General features: G+C 68.2%; 17 protein-coding genes and 1 riboswitch. Of the genes, 4 read left to right on the top strand and 13 right to left on the bottom strand.

All coding sequences use genetic code 11. The annotated features are described in order from the left end of the window. Positions 1-13: 13 nt before the first annotated feature. Genes cobA through cbiE form a run of 5 tightly spaced genes read right to left on the bottom strand, consistent with a single transcriptional unit; the run spans position 14 to position 4,347 of the window. On the bottom strand, positions 14-751 hold the full coding sequence (gene cobA, locus IE101_RS12610) for a uroporphyrinogen-III C-methyltransferase (protein ID WP_189634201.1): 738 nt from the start codon (positions 749-751) through the stop codon (positions 14-16). Next, entirely contained in the window at positions 748-2,061 is a 1,314-nt protein-coding gene (locus IE101_RS12605) for a cobyrinic acid a,c-diamide synthase CobB (protein WP_189634200.1), read from the bottom strand. The genes cobA and IE101_RS12605 overlap by 4 nt, the downstream gene beginning before the upstream one ends. Next, positions 2,058-2,840, bottom strand: coding sequence for a precorrin-4 C(11)-methyltransferase (gene cobM, locus IE101_RS12600; protein WP_189634199.1), 783 nt, complete (start codon positions 2,838-2,840; stop codon positions 2,058-2,060). Before cobM ends, IE101_RS12605 begins: the two co-directional genes overlap by 4 nt. Then, positions 2,837-3,187, bottom strand: a complete 351-nt coding sequence (locus IE101_RS12595) for a cobalamin biosynthesis protein (protein ID WP_189634198.1) — start codon at positions 3,185-3,187, stop codon at positions 2,837-2,839. The genes cobM and IE101_RS12595 overlap by 4 nt, the downstream gene beginning before the upstream one ends. Then, positions 3,184-4,347, bottom strand: coding sequence for a precorrin-6y C5,15-methyltransferase (decarboxylating) subunit CbiE (gene cbiE / locus IE101_RS12590; RefSeq protein WP_189634197.1), 1,164 nt, complete (start codon positions 4,345-4,347; stop codon positions 3,184-3,186). The genes IE101_RS12595 and cbiE overlap by 4 nt, the downstream gene beginning before the upstream one ends. Between cbiE and IE101_RS12585 the strand changes: the two genes are divergently transcribed. Continuing rightward, entirely contained in the window at positions 4,346-5,080 is a 735-nt protein-coding gene (locus tag IE101_RS12585; RefSeq protein WP_189634196.1) for a cobalt-precorrin-6A reductase, read from the top strand. The two genes, cbiE and IE101_RS12585, sit on opposite strands and share 2 nt — an antisense overlap. A gap of 20 nt (positions 5,081-5,100) precedes the next feature. Here IE101_RS12585 and cobJ read toward each other — a convergent pair whose 3' ends face one another. From cobJ to IE101_RS12550, 7 genes are all read right to left on the bottom strand, one after another. Continuing rightward, positions 5,101-5,832, bottom strand: a complete 732-nt coding sequence (cobJ, locus tag IE101_RS12580; protein WP_189634195.1) for a precorrin-3B C(17)-methyltransferase — start codon at positions 5,830-5,832, stop codon at positions 5,101-5,103. Continuing rightward, complete coding sequence (locus IE101_RS12575) at positions 5,829-6,554, bottom strand: precorrin-2 C(20)-methyltransferase (protein WP_189634194.1); 726 nt, start codon at positions 6,552-6,554, stop codon at positions 5,829-5,831. The genes cobJ and IE101_RS12575 overlap by 4 nt, the downstream gene beginning before the upstream one ends. Before the next feature lie 3 nt (positions 6,555-6,557). Then, entirely contained in the window at positions 6,558-7,187 is a 630-nt protein-coding gene (locus tag IE101_RS12570; protein ID WP_189634193.1) for a precorrin-8X methylmutase, read from the bottom strand. Between the two features lie 3 nt (positions 7,188-7,190). Then, positions 7,191-8,348: a precorrin-3B synthase gene (gene cobG / locus IE101_RS12565; RefSeq protein ID WP_268247282.1), complete on the bottom strand. Its 1,158-nt coding sequence runs from the start codon at positions 8,346-8,348 to the stop codon at positions 7,191-7,193. 80 nt (positions 8,349-8,428) lie between these two features. Beyond that, a complete protein-coding gene (gene cobN, locus IE101_RS12560) occupies positions 8,429-11,659 on the bottom strand; it encodes a cobaltochelatase subunit CobN (protein ID WP_189634240.1) in 3,231 nt (1,076 codons plus the stop codon). A 4-nt stretch (positions 11,660-11,663) separates the two neighbouring features. Continuing rightward, positions 11,664-12,698: a cobalamin biosynthesis protein CobW gene (cobW, locus tag IE101_RS12555; protein WP_189634192.1), complete on the bottom strand. Its 1,035-nt coding sequence runs from the start codon at positions 12,696-12,698 to the stop codon at positions 11,664-11,666. Then, a complete protein-coding gene (locus IE101_RS12550; protein WP_189634191.1) occupies positions 12,691-13,086 on the bottom strand; it encodes a DUF1636 family protein in 396 nt (131 codons plus the stop codon). Before IE101_RS12550 ends, cobW begins: the two co-directional genes overlap by 8 nt. A 92-nt stretch (positions 13,087-13,178) precedes the next feature. Next, positions 13,179-13,377: riboswitch (cobalamin riboswitch) on the bottom strand. Between the two features lie 111 nt (positions 13,378-13,488). On the opposite strand from IE101_RS12550, the gene IE101_RS12545 reads away from it, so the two are divergent. The 3 genes from IE101_RS12545 to IE101_RS12535 all read left to right on the top strand — a co-directional run bounded on the left by IE101_RS12545 (position 13,489) and on the right by IE101_RS12535 (position 16,177). Further along, positions 13,489-13,944: a CopD family protein gene (locus IE101_RS12545; protein WP_189634190.1), complete on the top strand. Its 456-nt coding sequence runs from the start codon at positions 13,489-13,491 to the stop codon at positions 13,942-13,944. A 66-nt stretch (positions 13,945-14,010) separates the two neighbouring features. Then, complete coding sequence (cobO, locus tag IE101_RS12540) at positions 14,011-14,649, top strand: cob(I)yrinic acid a,c-diamide adenosyltransferase (RefSeq protein ID WP_189634189.1); 639 nt, start codon at positions 14,011-14,013, stop codon at positions 14,647-14,649. An 82-nt stretch (positions 14,650-14,731) separates the two neighbouring features. After that, positions 14,732-16,177, top strand: a complete 1,446-nt coding sequence (locus IE101_RS12535) for a cobyric acid synthase (protein ID WP_189634188.1) — start codon at positions 14,732-14,734, stop codon at positions 16,175-16,177. Here the strand turns inward: IE101_RS12535 and IE101_RS12530 are convergent. Beyond that, on the bottom strand, positions 16,174-17,118 hold the full coding sequence (locus tag IE101_RS12530; protein ID WP_189634187.1) for a LysR family transcriptional regulator: 945 nt from the start codon (positions 17,116-17,118) through the stop codon (positions 16,174-16,176). The genes IE101_RS12535 and IE101_RS12530 overlap by 4 nt on opposite strands. Between the last annotated feature and the right edge of the window lie 82 nt (positions 17,119-17,200).

The raw sequence follows: 17,200 nt of genomic DNA, 5'->3' as shown, positions 1-17,200 counted from the left end.
TTTCCTTGCAGGGTTATTGCCCGGCCTCATCCCGCCCGGTGGCGAGGGGGCCATAGAAAATCAGCGCCGGGGTCTGGCTGGCAGTTTCCTGCAGATGGGCAGAGAGCGTCGCGATGGTGAAGCGTTCCAGATCCTGCGCCGCAGTCGAGACGCCATGCGCCAGCATGGCGGGCGTATCGGGTGAAAGACCGCGCGCGATCAGCTCGGCCGCCATGGCGGGGAAGGTGCGCTTGCCCATGTAGATCACGGTCGTCGCCGTCGGATCGGCAAGGGCGGCCCAGTTCAGATCCTCGGGCAGGCCCCCCGTCACATCGGCCCCGGTCAGAAATTGCACGCGCCGCGCGGTCAGCCGCCGCGTCAGCGGAATGCCCGCCGCCGCCGCCGCCGCACTGGCCGAGGTGACGCCGGGGATCACCTCATAGGGCACGCCGGCGGCATCCAGCGTCGTTGTCTCTTCCTCAAGCCGGCCGAAAATCCCGGCATCGCCGGATTTCAGCCGCACCACCCGCGCGCCGGTCAGCGCGTGATCCACCAGCAGCTGGTTCACATGGTCCTGCTTGGCCGAAGGCCGCCCCGCGCGCTTGCCTACCGAAATCAGATCGGCGCCCGCCCGTGCCAGATCAAGGATCGGGCCCGAAGAGAGATCGTCGTACAGCACCACATCCGCCTCGGCCAGACGCTTGACCGCCTTCACCGTGAGCAGGTCAGGGTCACCGGGACCAGAGGAAACGAAAGAGACGAACCCGCTCATGTGCTGGCCTCACCGATCAGATGGAAGTAGGTGCCGCTGGCATTGCCACGCCGTGATCCGGTTTCCGGCACGGGGGTGCCGGTCGCGTCCACGACCTCGGCGAGCGGCATATCCGGTTGCGCCAGAATGGTCGAGTAGTGGAATTCGTGGCCGCGCAGACGCGCCCCCGCCCCATGCCCCGGAATGGGCGCTGCAAGTTGGGCAAGGCGATAGCCCAGATGCATCCGCCGCTTTTCATAGCTGGTGACAAGGCCCAGAAGCCCTGCCATCGGGTGCGACACGCCCTTGGCGTCGATCAGCGCCGCGCCCATGGCCATATAGCCCCCGCATTCACCATGCACGGGCCGAGTTTCGGCAAAGGCGCGGATGCGGCTGCGGAAGCCTTCGGCCTGCCCCAGCGCCCCGGCGTGCAATTCGGGATACCCCCCCGGCAGCCAGCAGCAATCGGCGCTGGCGTCGGGGCCTTGATCCGCCAGCGGCGAAAACGGCAGGATCTCTGCCCCCTGCGCCCGCCAGTCATTCAACAGATGTGGATAGGTGAATGAAAACGCGGCATCCTGCGCCAGCGCGATGCGCTGTCCGGGTGGCGTGCTGCGGCGCGTCGTTCCACCAATGCTCCGCGTGGGCGCGGCGGCGGCGCGGATCGCGTCCAGATCGCAATGGGCGGCGATGAAGCTGCCCGCCTCGGCCAGAATGCGCGCCAGTTCGGGCGTTTCACCCGCCTGCACGAGGCCCAGATGGCGCTCCGGCAGCTCGATCGAGGCTTTGCGCGGCAGGGCGCCCAGCACCCGGACCCCGGCCTGCGCCATGCCATCACGCACCAGTGCCTCATGCCGGGGCGAGGCCACGCGGTTCAGCACCACCCCCGCAATCCTGACCCCCGGCCGCATCGCGGCAAATCCCACTGCCGTCGCCGCCGCGCTTTGCGCCTGGCCCGAGACATCCAGCACCAGAAGCACCGGCCAGCCCGTCAGCTCGGCCAGATCGGCCGAGGCCCCGATGCCGGTTTCCCCCGGCTGCGCCACACCATCGCACAGGCCCATCGACCCTTCGGCAAGGATCAGATCGGCCTGCCCCGCACCTTCGATCAGCCCCGCAATCCGCCCCGGCGCCATGGCCCAGGTATCCAGATTGACCGAAACCCGCCCCGAGGCGGCGCTGTGAAAGGCCGGGTCGATGTAATCCGGCCCGCTCTTGAACGGTTGCACCTGCAACCCCTCGGCCCGCAGCGCGGCCAGAAGGCCGAGCGTGACCGTGGTCTTGCCAGTCCCCGACGCCGGGGCCGAGATGATCAGGCCGGCAGGGGTCATGCCGTCTCCGGAAAGCGCGGATGGGTGCCGACGGGGCGATAACGGCGGTCATAGTCGCCCGCGTAAAGACGGCTCTCGTCGAAATCCTCGGCGCCGATGGATTTGCCGACTAGGATCAGCGCGGTCCGCTCCATCTCGTCGCCGATGGCGGTTTCAAGGGTTTCCAGCGTGGCGCGCACGACGCGCTGGTCGGGCCAGCTGGCACGCCAGACCACGGCCACGGGGCAATCGGCGCCGTAATGCGGCGTCAGTCGCGCGATGACATCGGCCAACACATGCACCGACAGGTGAATGGCCAGCACCGCCCCGGTGCGGGCAAAGTTTTCCAGCGTCTCGCCCTCGGGCATCGAGGTCGCGCGCCCCGAGGTGCGGGTCAGCACGACCGACTGCGCCACCCCCGGCAGTGTCAACTCGGCCCCCAGCGCGGCGGCGGCGGCGGCAAAGCTCGGCACGCCGGGCGTCACGTCATAGGGGATGCCCAGTTCACGCAGGCGGCGCAGCTGTTCGCCCATTGCCGACCAGACCGACAGGTCGCCGGAATGCAGCCGCGCCACATCCTTGCCCTCGGCATGGGCGGCGGCGATTTCGGCCATGATCTCATCGAGGCTCAGCGGCGCGGTGTTCACGATCTTGGCCCCCGGCGGGCAATGCGACAGCAGCGCCTCGGGCACGAGCGAGCCTGCATAGAGGCACACCGGGCAGGCCGCGATCAGATCCCGGCCACGAAGGGTGATCAGATCCGGCGCACCCGGGCCGGCCCCGATGAAATGAACGGTCATGCTTGCGGTCCTTCTGCAAGGGCCAACGTGACCCGCCCCCCCGGGGCGGTGCAACGCGGCTGAATGAGGGTCGCGCCCGGCCCGGCGGCGGCAAGGGCGGCGGCTTCGGCCACCGATCCCGTGCCATAGCGCGCGGGTTGGCGCGGGGAAATGGTTGGCGTGGCCTGTGCGGTCAGGCGCGCCAGCGGCACGGGGCAGAGCGGCAGGCCGATGTCCTGAAAGGCGGGGTGGGCGGCCTTGTCCTCGGGCGTGGCCAGCCGATCCGGGCGGGCCAGGGCAAGGGTCAGCGCGGCTTCAAGGTCAGCCTGCGTGGCGCTGGCGCGCAATCCGATACCCGCCACGATCATCGCGTCACGCTCCATTGCACTACGGGGCGCGCGGCCTGCCAGCCACGAAACCCGCCAAGGGGCGCCACCTGTGCCAGATCGACCCGCAACAGGCTACCGCCATGTGCGGCATGGGCTGCGTAGAGCGTGGCCTCGTTTTCCAGCGTCACGGCATTGGCCACGATCCGCGTGCCCGGGGGCAGCAGCGCCCAAAGGGCCGCGACCAGATCGGCGCTCACCCCGCCGCCGACAAAGACGGCGTCAGGCAGGGCCAGGTTCGGCAGGGCGGCGAGGCTGGCCTCTTCGCGCACGGTCAGACGGTGCGTCAGGCCAAAGGCTTCGGCATTGGCGCGGATGTTCACCGCGCGGTCGGCGCGGCGCTCCACCGCCATCGCGCGACCGCCCGCAAGGCACCATTCCACCGAAATCGACCCCGACCCGGCCCCCAGATCCCACAAAAGCTCCCCCGGGCAGGGTGCCAGCGCCGACAGGGTCAGCGCCCGCACGGGCCGCTTGGTGATCTGCCCATCGCTCTGGAACAGATCATCCGGCAGGCCAGAGGCGCGCGAAAGCCCCCGGTCCACCCCAAGGATGGCGGCCATGACCGGCGCCTCGGCATCCGAAACCGGGCCGCGCCGCAGCCGTTCCTGCGCGCCGCCCAGCCGTTCCAGCACCGTCACCTCGGCCTGCGGCTGGCCGTTCCCGGCCAGCCAGTCGCAGAGCTGCGGCACCGCCGCGCCGTCGCGCAACGTGACCAGCACGCGCTGCCCGCGCGTCAGCACCGGGCGCAACCGGGAAAAAGGCGCGGCATGAAGGCCAAGGCAGATCACCTCCTCCATCCGCCAGCCCATGCGGTTCGCAGCCAACTGGAAACACGAGGTGCCGGGATGGCTGATCCAATCTTCGGGCGACAGATCGGCGAGCAGGCTGCCACCGGCACCATGCCAGAACGGATCACCTGAGGCGAGCACCACCACCCGCCGCCCCCGCGCCGCCAGAACCGGCGCGGTGGAAAACGGCACCGGCCATTCGACACCCCGGTCGCCCGCGCCCACCAGCGCCAGATGGCGCGGGCCACCGATGATCACCTCGGCCCGGCGGATCGCGTCATGGCTTGCAGAGGACAGGCCCGCCGGTCCATCTTCGCCCAGACCGATGATTGTGACCCAAGGCTCAGACATGACACGCATCCTTGTGCTTGGCGGCACCACCGAAGCCAGCCGTCTGGCCCGCCTTCTGGCTGAAGCCCGGATGGATGCGGTCTTTTCTTACGCCGGTCGCACCGATGCGCCTGTGGCCCAGCCTCTGCCCACCCGCATCGGTGGCTTTGGCGGACCCGAGGGGCTGGCCGCTTATCTGCGCGCAGAAGCCATCACCCATGTCGTCGATGCGACCCATCCCTTCGCCGCGCAAATGAGCCGCAATGCCCATGCCGCCTGCGCCGCCACCGGGCTGCCGCTGATCGCGCTGGAACGCCCCGCCTGGCAGGCAGGCCCGGGCGACCGCTGGACCCATGTGCCGGATCTGGAGGCCGCCGTCGCGGCCCTGCCCGACAGCCCGGCGCGCATCTTCCTGGCCATCGGCAAGCTGCATCTGGCGGAATTCGCGGCGCGCCCGCAGCACCATTACCTGCTGCGTCTGGTCGATCCGCCGGGCGCGTTGCCCCTGCCGCTGGCCACGGCCATCGTCGCGCGCGGACCCTTTGACCTTGCGGGCGACCTCGCGCTGCTGCGCGCACATCAGATCACCCATATCGTCGCCAAGAATGCAGGCGGCGAAGGCGCGCGCGCCAAGCTGGATGCCGCGCGGGAACTGGGCCTGCCCGTGATCCTGATCGACCGCCCCGCCCTGCCCCCGCGCAAGCGCCTTGCCGAACCGCAAGCGGTTCTGCACTGGCTGCAACACAGGATGTGACAGGGCCGGGCGGTCGGGTGTCATGCCGACCTCGGCGTATAGACGTAATTGCCCACCCGGCGCGTGGCGGAATTGCCCACCAGAACCACGGTCCGCATATCGGCCATATCCTCGGTCGCCTCGGCCAAAGGTACGACGCGGATCGCCTGTTCCGGGGTGGAAACCGCACGCGCGAAAAGGATTAGGCGCCCCGGCTCACATTCCTCGCGCAGGATCTCCAGCACGCGGGCAAATTGATGCGGGCGCGATTTGGACCGGGGGTTGTAGAACCCCATCGCAAAATCGGCCTGCGCGGCAAGGCGCAGCCGCTTTTCCACCAGATCAAAGGGTTTGAGGTTGTCGCTCAGGTTGATGGCGCAGAAATCATGCCCCAGCGGCGCGCCTGCGGCCGCCGCTGCGGCCAGCATCGCGGTGATCCCCGGCAGCACCGTCACCGGCACATGCGCCAGATCGGGCCGCGCCTCCAGTGCCTCGAACACCGCGCTTGCCATGGCAAAAACCCCCGGATCGCCCGAAGAGACCACCACGACGCGTTGCCCCGCCGCCGCCATCTCCAGCGCATGGGTCGCGCGATCAAGCTCCACCCGGTTGTCCGAAGGATGCAGCACCAACCCCGGACGCGGCGCCACCCGCGCCACATAGGGGATATAGCCCACGACATCGGTCGCCTGATCCAGCGCCGCCATCACCTCGGGCGTCACCTTTTCCGGATCGCCCGGCCCCAAACCCACGATCACCACGGTTCCGGTCATTGATGCACCTCCGGCCGACGGCCATGCCCATGCACGATGACAATCGCGAAATAAGGGCAATCCTCGGCATCCACCTCGGCCAGCCGCGCGACGCGCTGCCCCGGCATGGTGCCACGTTCGATCAGCCAAGCATCGTCCAGACGCCCCGCCGTTTCCAGCGCCCGGCGCACCTTGGGCAGGTTGCGCCCGGTCTTCATGATCGCCAGCGCATCGGCCCCGCGCATATGGCTGACCAGATCCGCCTCGGGCAGCGTGCCCATCAGCACCGAGAGCACATCATCCCCCCAGGTGATGGGCGTGCCCGTCGCGTGCCAGCAGCCCGCCATGCCGGTGATGCCGGGGATGACCTCGATCTCCACCCGCCCGCGCAGGCGGGCGTAAAGATGCATGAAACTGCCGTAGAAGAACGGGTCCCCTTCGCACAGCACCACCACCTCGCCCGGCAGCGCCGCGAGCCGTTCGGCCCAGTCGTCATAGAACCGCGCCAGCGCGTCATTGTATTCCGGGCTGTCAAAGGGCAGCTCGGTCGTGACCGGATATTCCATTGCAAGTTCAAGGGCATCGGGGCGCAGCATCCCCTCAACGATGGCGCGCGCCTGACCGCGCCGCCCCGCCTTGCGGAAATAGGCGACCTGCGTCGCCCCCCGGACGGCCCGGTCCGACCGGATCGAGATCAGGTCCGGGTCACCCGGACCCAAGCCTGCACAAAGGATGCGGGCCATGGGTTACTCCTTCCGGCTGGCAAGCGCATTGACCGCCGCCACGGTGATCGCAGAGCCGCCAAGGCGGCCCTCGACGATCACGGCCGGGCAGGGTTTGTCCTGCATCAGCGCCTCTTTCGATTCCGCCGCGCCGATGAAACCGACAGGACAGCCGATAATCGCGGCAGGGCGCGGGCAAGCGGGGTCTTCCAGCATGTTCAGCAGATGGAAAAGCGCCGTCGGCGCATTGCCGATCGCCACGACCGCACCCGCCAGATGGGGCCGCCACAGCTCCAGCGCGGCGGCGCTGCGCGTATTGCCCATGGCGCGCGCCATCTCCGGCACAGCCGGGTCATGCAGCGTGCAGATGATCTCATTCCCGGCGGGCAGACGCGTGCGGGTGATCCCCTCGCTCACCATCCGCGCATCGCACAGGATCGGTGCCCCGGCCTCAAGTGCAGCCCGCGCGGCAATCGCCATGCCGGGGGTGAAACGGACGAATTTTTCCAGCCCCACCATGCCCGCCGCATGGATCATGCGGACGACGACGACCTCTTCTTCGGGGGTGAACCGCGCCAGATCGGCCTCGGCCCGGATCGTGGCGAAGGAGTTGACATAGATGGTGGCGCCGTCGGTTTCGTAAAGATGGGGCATGGTCTACTCGGTCAGCAAGGAGGGCCGGGCGATCAGCGCAGCCTCGGAATGAAGGGAAAGGGGGGCATCCGCAGCGGTCCCCCCTCGGATCAGGGCAAAGCCCCCCGATGTGGCAGTCAGCGTCAGATCGGCGGCAGTCGGATGGGCGCAGCCCTTGGCACAGCCCGAAACATGCAGGGGGCGGTCAAGATGGGGGGCCAGCGCACGCGCAAGCGGCCGTGTCGCGGCCCGCGCCTGCACACAGCCCGGCGCGCCCGTACAGGCCACCACACGTAGCATCGGATCGGCGGGGTTGGTGATCACGCCGGGCAGTGCGGGCGCTTGCCCTGCCCCCTCGACCAGCAGCATCCGCCAGGGCGTGACGCGCAAATCCCCCAGATCGGCCAGCGTCGCCAGGGTCTCTGCCTGCATCTGGCCAAATTCGAACGCGACCAGCCAGCCCCCCGCACAAGGCCCCGGCGCAGGCGCAGGCACGGCCGGGGCGTCAGGCAGGCCAGTGGCCGCAAAAGGCAAAACCACCCCCTGCCGCGCCATCAGCGCCGCCATGCGACCGCGCCCGTCGCGCACGCCACCCATTTCCAGGAACCAGCGCGCCAGATCAACGGCCGCCGCAGCGGCCTCATCGGCTCCCACCCGCACACCAAGCCGCGTCCCATCCGGGCGCACCCACAGCGCATCATCATGACGCTCGATCCGGATGTCGCAGGCCGTGCCCTCCAGCACCCGAACCGGCCCTGCGTCCACCGCAAAGCCGAACTTGCCGGGCAGCTCGGGCGCATCCGCCTGCGCCAGACGCGCCGCAAGATCAGCCGCAATCCGCAGCGTCTCATCGCCCTCCACCGCAAAGGGCTGCACGATGATATTGCGCCGCGTCTCCTGCGCCACCGTCTCATCGACCAGATCCAGCGCCCGCAACCCCGCGATCAGCGCCGCATGGCCCGCCTCGGTCACACCCCGCATCTGCACATTGGCCCGCGCGGAAAGATCGATCAGTCCATTGCCATATACCGCCGCCAGCTGCGCGATCCCCCGCGCCTGATCGGCACGCAACCGCCCCAGCCGCGGCCGCACCCGCACAACCAGACCATCGCCCGACATCATCGGCCGCAAGGCACCGGGGCACCACCCCTGCACCACCGGCGCCTTTTCATCTTGGCCCAAATATCCTCGGGGGGAGAGGCCGCAGGCCTCGTGGGGGGCAGACAGCCCCCCCTCCCCGCTGGCCATCCCGTGCTGCCCGGTCATTCCTGCATCTCCAGCATGGCCCTGATCGAATTGCGCCGCGTCACCCACAGCCCCGCCTCATGCAGCGCACGAAACCGGTCGCGCAGCGCCTGCAGGGCCTGCGGATTGGCAGCTTCCAGAAAAGCCACAAGATCTTCGCGCCCCAGCGTCGCCTCGTGATAGAGATCAATCAGATGCGCCGGAACCGCCCGCGTCAGATGGGCAAAGGCCGCCAGATGATCCATCGTCGCCGCAATCTCGGCGCCACCGCGGAAGCCATGCGCCATCATGGCCGTCGCCCAATCTGGGTTGGCCGCGCGCGCCCGCACCACCCGCGCGATCTCCTCACTCAGCGTGCGCGCCTGCGGGCGGTCGGGTCGCGTGCTGTCCAGGTGGTAAAGCGCGGGCGCCTGCCCCCCCAGCCGCGCGACCGCAGCGGCAAAGCCCCCCTCATGCGCGGCATAGTCTGACGCGAGCAGCACATCGCTTTCCGCCAGATCCTGCACATGGGCAAATCCGTCGGCCGCGCGCACCCGCGCCTCCAGTGCCGCGCGGGCAGGTTGCGCCTCGCCCTTGGCGTCAATCGCCCATTCGCTTGCCGCCAGCCAGGCCTCACCCGCAGCGGCGCGACCTTCGGCCGAATAATCCTCCAGCGCGGCGCCCATGCCCATGCCGTAAAGGCCGGGCTTCGGGCCAAAGACGCGCGGGCTTGCCGCCAGATAGGGATTGTCGGCGGCATCTTCCTCGCGCTGCGCCAGGGCCTGCGCCGCCGCCTCAAAGAGCTGCGCCAGACCCGGAAACACGTCGCGGAAAAGGCCCGAAACCCGCAACGTCACATCCACCCGCGGCCGCCCCAACAGCGCCAGCGGCACAATCTCGAACCCGCTCACCCGCTCGGTCCCGGCATCCCAGACGGGCGATAGCCCCGCCAGATGCAGCGCCATGGCGAACTCCTCGCCCGCCGTCCGCATCGTGGCCGACCCCCAGAGATCGACCACCAGCGCGCGCGGATAATCGCCCTGATCCTGCAGGTGCCGCCGGACCAGCTCTTCCGCCAGTTTCACACCTTGGGCAAAGGCCGAGCGCGTCGGCACAGCGCGGGGATCGACGGCAAAGAGGTTCCGCCCCGTCGGCAACACATCCGTCCGCCCGCGATAGGGCGACCCCGAAGGCCCGGGCGCGACATGGCGCGCCTCAAGCGCATCCAGCAGCCCCTCCATCTCGCCGCTTGCCGCGCCGAAGACATGCAGGCCCGCGCCATATTGGCTTTCCTTGATGTCGCAGACGAAACGGTCAATCCGGGTGATCGCCTCGGCGGCCGAGGCGTCGGACGGAATGCCCAGATCGGCCTCGACGCCCACGGCCTGCGCCTCTTCCCGCACCTGCGCGATCAGGCGGTCGCGCCGTGCCGGGTCCAGCCCGTCGGCGGTGGAATATTCGTCCAGCAGCCGCTCAAGCCGCGTCATGTTCGCGGGCGTGGCCGAGGCCACAAGCGGCGGCGGCATATGCCCGATGGTCAGCGCGCCAATCCGGCGCTTGGCCTGCGCGGCCTCGCCGGGGTCGTTGACGATGAAGGGGTAAAGCACCGGCGTCGCGCCGATCAGCGCCTCGGGCCAGCAGACAGCAGAGAGGGCCACGGCCTTGCCCGGCAGCCATTCCAGCGTGCCATGCGCGCCAATATGGATCAGCGCCGACAGCCCCTCGGCCCGCAGCCAGAGGTAGAAGGCCACATAGGCATGGCGGGGTGTGCGGGTCAGATCGTGGTAGTCGTCATCGCGCGTCTGCGCCTCGCCCCGTTCGGGTTGCAGCGCCACAATCGCCGCCCCGCGCCGCAGCGCGCGGAAGTGGAAGGCGCCCTCGCGGCAATCGGGGTCTGTCTCGGCAGCGCCCCATGCGGCGTGCAGACGATCGCGCAGATCCTGCGGCAGGGCCTCCAGCGCGGCATGATAGGCGGCCAGCGGCCAGCGGATCGTTTCAGTTTCCAGCGCCCGGCCCAGCCCCTCGCCCGCCGTCACCGCATAGCCTGCCTGCGCCAGACGCGCCAGGATCGCCTCGGTCGAGGCCAGCGCATCCAGACCCACTGCATGGGCAAGGTTGTAGTCCTTGCCCGGATAGGTCGAAAGGATCAGCGCAAGTTTGCGCGCAGGCGCCGGTGTCTGACCCAGCGCATGGCGTGCGGCGACCCGGTCCATCACTGCCGCGATCCGGTCGGCATCGGCCCGATGGGCAAAGCGCGAAAACTGCAGATCAGGGTCGCGCGGCAACGGCTGTTTGAAGCTGACGACGCCTGCGAAAAGACGCCCGTCCACCTCGGGCAGCACGACATGCATGGCAAGATCTGCGGGCGACAGGCCACGCTCGGCCACTGCCCATTCCTTGCGCCGCGCGGTCGACAGCGCGACCTGCCAGACGGGACAACCCGTGGCATCCAGGGGAGAAACCCCCGCCTCGCCCTTGGCGGAAAAGGCGGTGGCATTGACGATGGCGACGGGGTCCGCCGCGCGCAGCGCCTCGGCCACGGCAAGGGCGGCCGGGCCTTTCAGCGACGGCGCAAAAAGGCCATAGGCACGGAAGCCGCGTTCCCGCGCGGCAAGGATCAGCGCATCAATTGCATCGGTGTCGGCCGAGGTCAGATAGCTGCGGTAGAAGGTCACCGCGATCAGCGGCCCGTCGCCCTCCGGCGCGGGCACCACGCCCCGCGCGGGATCATACCAGCCACAATCTGGGACAGTCTTGTCGCCCGGAACCGGCCCAGCATAAAGGCCCGCCGCCAGTGCCAACTGTGCGAGCGCGGCCTGCGCCGCCACCGCCCCACCCGCATCACACAGCGTGGCCAACCGCCGCAGCGTACCGACCGGCAGCGTGGAAAGCTCGTCCAACCGCGTATCCGGCCGCCCGTCGGCGGGCAGCACCGCCAGCGCGATGCCCTGCCGCCGACAGAGATCCTGCACCGAAGCCAGACCATAGGCCCAATAGCTTTCCCCCCCGATCAGCCGGATCAGGATGCCCTTGGCGCCGGACAGCGTCTGTTCGACATAGGTATCGACCGACAGCGGATGCCGCAGCGCCACCAGATTGGCGAGCCTCAGCCCCGGCAGCTTGCCTTGCCCCCGATGCCATCCCGCCGCGAAAGCCCCCAGATCACTGTCCGAGAAGGACAGAACCACCAGATCGGCCGGGGTTTGCCCCAGGTCGAACGGGGTATCCGTTTCCTCGAGCCCGTGGCTTTCGCGGAAGACGACATGCACCGGATCAGGCCCCCAGCACCGCGCGGATGGCCGCTTCGTCGACGTTGTCATGTTCGGCGATCACGACGAGCTTGGTCGCCCGCGGCGCATCGCCCCAAGGGCGGTCATATTGCGCGCGGACACGTTCGCCCACGGCCTGCACCAGCATCCGCATCGGCTTGCCTGCAACGGCGACATAGCCTTTCACGCGCAGGATATCCTGTTCGCGGGCCAAGCGCTTGATCGCCTCTTGCAGGGCCTCGGGGTCAGCCACTTCGCCCATTTCAACGACGATGGTGTCGAAGTCATCATGTTCGTGGTCGTCATGGCCATCGTGATGGCTGGGACGGGCGGCCAGATCATCTTCGGCGGCGGCATTCAGGCCCAGCACGACGCGCGGGTCAACGACGCCTTCGGCAATCGACAGGATCGGCAGCTTACGCGGGGCTTCGGCCTCGATCACCGCCTTGGCAGCAGCCAGACCCGCCTCACCGGCCAGATCGGATTTCGTCAGCAGCACGATATCGGCGCAGGCGATCTGATCCTCGAACACCTCGGACAGGGGGGTTTCGTGGTCGATGCTGTCATCGGCCTCACGCTGGGCCTGCACCGCGTCTACATCGGGGGCAAAGCGGCCGGCCGCCACGGCCTCGGCATCGGCCAGCGCGACCACGCCATCGACGGTGATCTTCGACCGGATCGCCGGCCAGTCAAAGGCCTTGAGCAAGGGCTTGGGCAGCGCCAACCCCGAGGTTTCGATCAGGATATGGTCGGGCTTCTGCGGCAGGGCCATCAGCGCCTCGATCGTAGGGATGAAATCATCGGCCACGGTGCAGCAGATGCAGCCATTGGCCAGTTCCACGATGTTTTCCACCGGGCAGTTTTCATCGGCGCAGGATTTCAGGATATCGCCATCCACGCCCACGGTGCCAAATTCATTGACCAGAACCGCCAGGCGCTTGCCCTGCGGATTGGCCATGAGGTGCCGGATGAGCGTGGTCTTGCCCGAGCCGAGGAAGCCCGTGATGACGGTGACGGGGATCTTGGACAGGTCAGACATCGGCAGGCTCCACGGGGTTCAGGGAAGGGGTCAGATCAAGCGGGGGAATGCGCGCAAGACATTGCTTGCGGAAAATCTCGGGTCTTTCGCGCCAGGGCACCAGACCATCGGCCGAGGCGGCATAGCGCGCCGCGCCCTCCAGCACCGCCGGGGTGTGATCCGCCGGATCGAGCCGCCCGTAAACATAGGTCCATTTGCCGGGCGCCGACAATGCGACGGAACAGCCGTTGCTGCAGGCCGAAAGGCATTCGACGGCGCGGATTTCCACGCCTTCGGGCGCGCCTGCCGCCGCCAGCGCGGCATGCAGGACATGGCCGGGGCGCGGGCCCTCGGGGTCTGCGCCTTCACGGCGGCAGGTGGTGCAGACATGCAGAATGGCGCGGGCCATGCATCGTTCCTTGGTGCCGGGGCGCCGGGATGATGCGCGGAAGGGATGGCGCGGAGCCATCTCTGCCGGTCGCGGAACACCCCGTCCGCCCCTTGGTCGTTCTCATGCTGGCAGGTCTCCCGGCTTGCGGAGCGGGTTTCCCCCCGGCCGCGCCTTCCCGGGGATGAACCCAGTGGCGATGCGGCCTCTCCGGTCACGGTCGCGGGGGCGGCTGCGCTTGACCCGGTGACGGGCTGTCGCATTCCCTCTTCGCCTGCCATCATGGCAGGAACCAACATGACTGCCTTGTGCCAGATTGTCCCCCCGAGTCAAGGACGCCGCGCGGCATGGAAGGCCCGGGATGCGACATCGCCCCCGGCAGGGGTCGCAAGCAGCGCCCGATGCGGCGCAAAGGAGTGTGACATGACCGATCCGGGCTATCTGCTGATCCTGATCCATCTCATCGGGGCCTGCATCTGGGTGGGGGGCCATCTGGTGCTGGCGCTGCGAATCCTGCCCGCGGCGCTGCGCGCCCGCGATGTGGCGGCGATCCGGGCCTTTGAAGGCGCGTTCGAGACCATCGGCCTGCCCGCCTTTGGCGCCCAGGTGGTCACGGGACTTTGGCTTGCGCTGCGGCTGCAACCCGACTGGATGCAATGGGCCGATCTGTCGGACCCGCTGTCGCGGGCGATTGCGCTGAAGCTCGGCTGCCTTGGGGCGTCCCTGATGCTGGCGGTGCATGCGCGGCTGGTGCTGATCCCGCAGCTGGATGCCCGCAGCCTGCCCGCCCTTGGCTGGCACATCCGGGCGATCACGCTGGTCGCGGTGATCTTTGTCATTGCCGGGGCCTCGATCCGGGTGGGCGGACTTGCGCCCTAGGATGTCGCGCCCGGTCTTTCCGAGGGGCGGTGAATTGGCTACACCCGAAGGCCAGAGGAGACTGCGATGACCGAAGACACCCTGCCCGACGGCGCAAGCGCCGAAGACCTCGCCCGTCATGCCGCGAAAATGGCCAAGAAGAAGGCCGCCCGCGACAAGATCATGGCCAAGAAAGAGGGCGAGAAGGGCCTGATCATCGTGCATACCGGCGCGGGCAAAGGCAAATCCTCGTCCGGGTTCGGGATGATCCTGCGCTGCATCGCGCATGAGATGCCCTGCGCGGTGGTGCAGTTCATCAAGGGCGCCTGGGATACCGGCGAACGGCGACTGATCGAGGGCCATTTCAGCGGCCTATGCCAGTTCCACGCCATGGGCGAAGGCTTTACCTGGGAAACGCAGGACCGCGCGCGTGATATCGCCATGGCCCGCAAGGGTTGGGAAAAGGCGAAAGAGCTGATCCGCGACCCGGAAATCCGCTTTGTCCTGCTGGATGAGATCAATATCGCGCTGCGCTATGACTATCTGCCGATCGAGGAGGTCGTGGCCTTCCTGCGCGATGAAAAGCCCGCGATGACCCATGTCTGCCTGACCGGCCGCAATGCCAAGGACGAGTTGATCGAGATCGCGGATCTGGTCACCGAGATGACACTGGTCAAGCATCCGTTCCGGTCGGGGATCAAGGGCCAGAAGGGCGTCGAGTTCTGAGGGGAAGAGAGGGGGCGCTGCCCCCTCGGCCCTGCGGGCCTCACCCCCGGGATATTTTTACCAAGATGAAACAGAGGGCGGCATGACGGCATTGATGATCCAGGGCGCGGGTTCGAATGTCGGCAAGTCGCTGCTGGTGGCGGGGCTGTGCCGGGCGGCGCGGCGGCGCGGGCTGTCGGTGGCGCCCTTCAAGCCGCAGAACATGTCGAACAATGCCGCCGTCACGGTGGACGGGGGCGAGATCGGACGGGCGCAGGCGCTGCAGGCGCTGGCCTGCGGGCTGGAGCCGGTGGTCGACATGAACCCGGTGCTGCTGAAGCCGGAATCCGAAGTGGGCGCGCAGGTCGTGGTGCAGGGAAGGCGCATTGCCACGGTGAAGGCGCGCGACTATGCGGCGCTGAAACCGCAGCTGATGGGGGCGGTGCTGGAAAGCTTTGCCCGGCTGCATGCGGCGCATGATCTGGTGATCGTCGAGGGGGCGGGCAGTCCGGCCGAGGTGAACCTGCGGCAGGGCGACATTGCCAATATGGGCTTTGCGCGGGCCGCGGATGTGCCGGTGATCCTTGCGGGTGACATCGACCGCGGGGGGGTGATCGCCCAGATGATCGGCACGCAGGCCGTGCTGGACCCGGCCGATGCCGCGATGATCAAGGGCTTTCTGATCAACAAGTTCCGCGGCGATGTGCGGCTTTTCGACGATGGCTATCGCCTGATTGCCGAGCGGACGGGCTGGGCCGGGTTCGGGGTTCTGCCCTTCTTTGCCGACGCTGGGCGGCTGCCTGCGGAAGACGCGCTGGACCTGCGGCGCAGCAGTGGGACCGGCGGGTTCAAGGTGGTCTGTCTGCAGCTGTCGCGCATCGCGAATTTCGACGATCTCGACCCACTGGCACAGGAACCGGGCGTGCAGCTGACCATGCTGGGCGCGGGGCAGCCCATTCCCGGCGATACCGATCTGGTCATCATCCCCGGCAGCAAATCGACGCGCGGCGATCTGGCTTGGCTGCGGGCGCAGGGCTGGGACATCGACCTGCAGGCGCATGTGCGGCGCGGGGGTCATGTGCTGGGTATTTGCGGCGGCTATCAGATGCTGGGCCGCGTCGTGCGCGACCCCGAGGGGATCGAGGGCCCCGCGGGGGAAACGCCCGGGCTTGGTCTGCTGGATCTGGAGACCGTGATGACGCCCGACAAGCGGCTGACACGGACGCAGGCCGTGCATCCGGCCAGCGGCCTGACGGTCGAAGGCTATGAGATTCACATTGGCCGCACGGATGGCCCCGCCCGCGCGCGGCCTTTTGCGCTGGTCGAAGGCCAGCCCGAAGGCGCGGTTTCAGCCGATGGGCGGATCATGGGCAGCTATCTGCACGGCCTCTTTCGTGCCGATGCCTTTCGCGCGGCCTTTCTGCAAGGGCTTGGGGTGGCGGCCTCGACCCTGCGCTATGACGCCAGTGTGGAGGCAACGCTCGACCAGCTGGCCGACCATATGGAGGCGCATCTGGATGTGGCGGGAATGTTCTCGCTGGCACGTTAGCCAAAGACCGCGCCGCCCCTTTCGGAATTCGCGATCACCAGTTCCCGCAGCCGCGCGGCCAGCGGCAGCATCGGCCGCCGTTTGAGCGAGAGCATGTAATAGGGCGAAACGCGCACCTCGCGCGGCAGGTTCAACACGGCGAAACCGCCGCTGACGGGCGGTTGCGTCAAAAGCTGCGTGACCTCTTCCGACATGGCGGCAATCGCATCGCTGCGCGACAGATAGGCGATCATCAGCAAAAGCGACGGGCTGTTGACGATATTCTTCGGCTCGGCCAGGCCCACGGCACCAAAGGCCTCAAGCGTGGCTTCGCGGATCGGGGCGCCCCGTTCCTGCATGATCCATTCGTAATCGACCAGCTCGGTGAAGGTCACGGTGGGCGCGCGCACCAGCGGATGCCCGGCCCGCACCAAAAGCGTCACCTTTTCATCCCGCATGGGGTGGATGTCGAATTCGCGGCTGTCAAAATCGGGCAACACCCGCGCGAGCGCGAAATCGAGATCCCCCGCTGCGAGTTGGCGCAGCAGATCGCGCGAGGGGAGGACATCCACCGTGATTTCGGCGGCGGGGGACTGGCGCTTGATCTCGCGGATTGCGGGCACCAGATAGCCCACCGCCGGGCCGGTCACCGCCCCCACCCGCACCGCTCCGCCATAGCCTTCGCGCAGGGCACGCACTTCGGCCGACATGCTCCGCAATTCCCGCAGCATCGCCTGCGCGCGCCGCACCACCACCGCGCCGATGTCCGTCGGCTCCATCCCCTTCGGCTGACGCAGGAACAGCGCCGCCCCAACCGCGCGCTCGATTTCGGCCAGCATGCGCGAGGCGGCGGGCTGCGTCATCGAGACGGCTGCCGCAGCAAGCTGCAACTGCCCGTGATCGGCAATGGCCTGGATCAGCCGCAGCTGCGCGGGCTTGAGGGACAGAAGGTTGAGCGTCATCTGGATACCAGTTTTGCTATGCCTGACGCAGATAATGTAATTTTACCGATATGTCATGCAGGAATAGAACCATCGCCAGGCC

The organism is Gemmobacter lanyuensis (assembly GCF_014652355.1).
Classification (GTDB): Bacteria; Pseudomonadota; Alphaproteobacteria; order Rhodobacterales; family Rhodobacteraceae; genus Gemmobacter; species Gemmobacter lanyuensis.
The sequence above is the reverse complement of the archived record's forward strand: the minus strand, read 5'-3'. Positions and strand labels throughout refer to the sequence as shown.

Bases quoted from the DNA above. Each gene is read 5' to 3' on its own strand.
- cobA (WP_189634201.1), bottom strand. From the start codon at position 751: ATGAGCGGGTTCGTCTCTTTCGTTTCCTCTGGTCCCGGTGACCCTGAC.
- IE101_RS12605 (WP_189634200.1), bottom strand. From the start codon at position 2,061: ATGACCCCTGCCGGCCTGATCATCTCGGCCCCGGCGTCGGGGACTGGC.
- cobM (WP_189634199.1), bottom strand. From the start codon at position 2,840: ATGACCGTTCATTTCATCGGGGCCGGCCCGGGTGCGCCGGATCTGATC.
- IE101_RS12595 (WP_189634198.1), bottom strand. From the start codon at position 3,187: ATGATCGTGGCGGGTATCGGATTGCGCGCCAGCGCCACGCAGGCTGAC.
- IE101_RS12585 (WP_189634196.1), top strand. From the start codon at position 4,346: ATGACACGCATCCTTGTGCTTGGCGGCACCACCGAAGCCAGCCGTCTG.
- cbiE (WP_189634197.1), bottom strand. From the start codon at position 4,347: ATGTCTGAGCCTTGGGTCACAATCATCGGTCTGGGCGAAGATGGACCG.
- cobJ (WP_189634195.1), bottom strand. From the start codon at position 5,832: ATGACCGGAACCGTGGTGATCGTGGGTTTGGGGCCGGGCGATCCGGAA.
- IE101_RS12575 (WP_189634194.1), bottom strand. From the start codon at position 6,554: ATGGCCCGCATCCTTTGTGCAGGCTTGGGTCCGGGTGACCCGGACCTG.
- IE101_RS12570 (WP_189634193.1), bottom strand. From the start codon at position 7,187: ATGCCCCATCTTTACGAAACCGACGGCGCCACCATCTATGTCAACTCC.
- cobW (WP_189634192.1), bottom strand. From the start codon at position 12,698: ATGTCTGACCTGTCCAAGATCCCCGTCACCGTCATCACGGGCTTCCTC.
- IE101_RS12550 (WP_189634191.1), bottom strand. From the start codon at position 13,086: ATGGCCCGCGCCATTCTGCATGTCTGCACCACCTGCCGCCGTGAAGGC.
- IE101_RS12545 (WP_189634190.1), top strand. From the start codon at position 13,489: ATGACCGATCCGGGCTATCTGCTGATCCTGATCCATCTCATCGGGGCC.
- cobO (WP_189634189.1), top strand. From the start codon at position 14,011: ATGACCGAAGACACCCTGCCCGACGGCGCAAGCGCCGAAGACCTCGCC.
- IE101_RS12535 (WP_189634188.1), top strand. From the start codon at position 14,732: ATGACGGCATTGATGATCCAGGGCGCGGGTTCGAATGTCGGCAAGTCG.
- IE101_RS12530 (WP_189634187.1), bottom strand. From the start codon at position 17,118: ATGACGCTCAACCTTCTGTCCCTCAAGCCCGCGCAGCTGCGGCTGATC.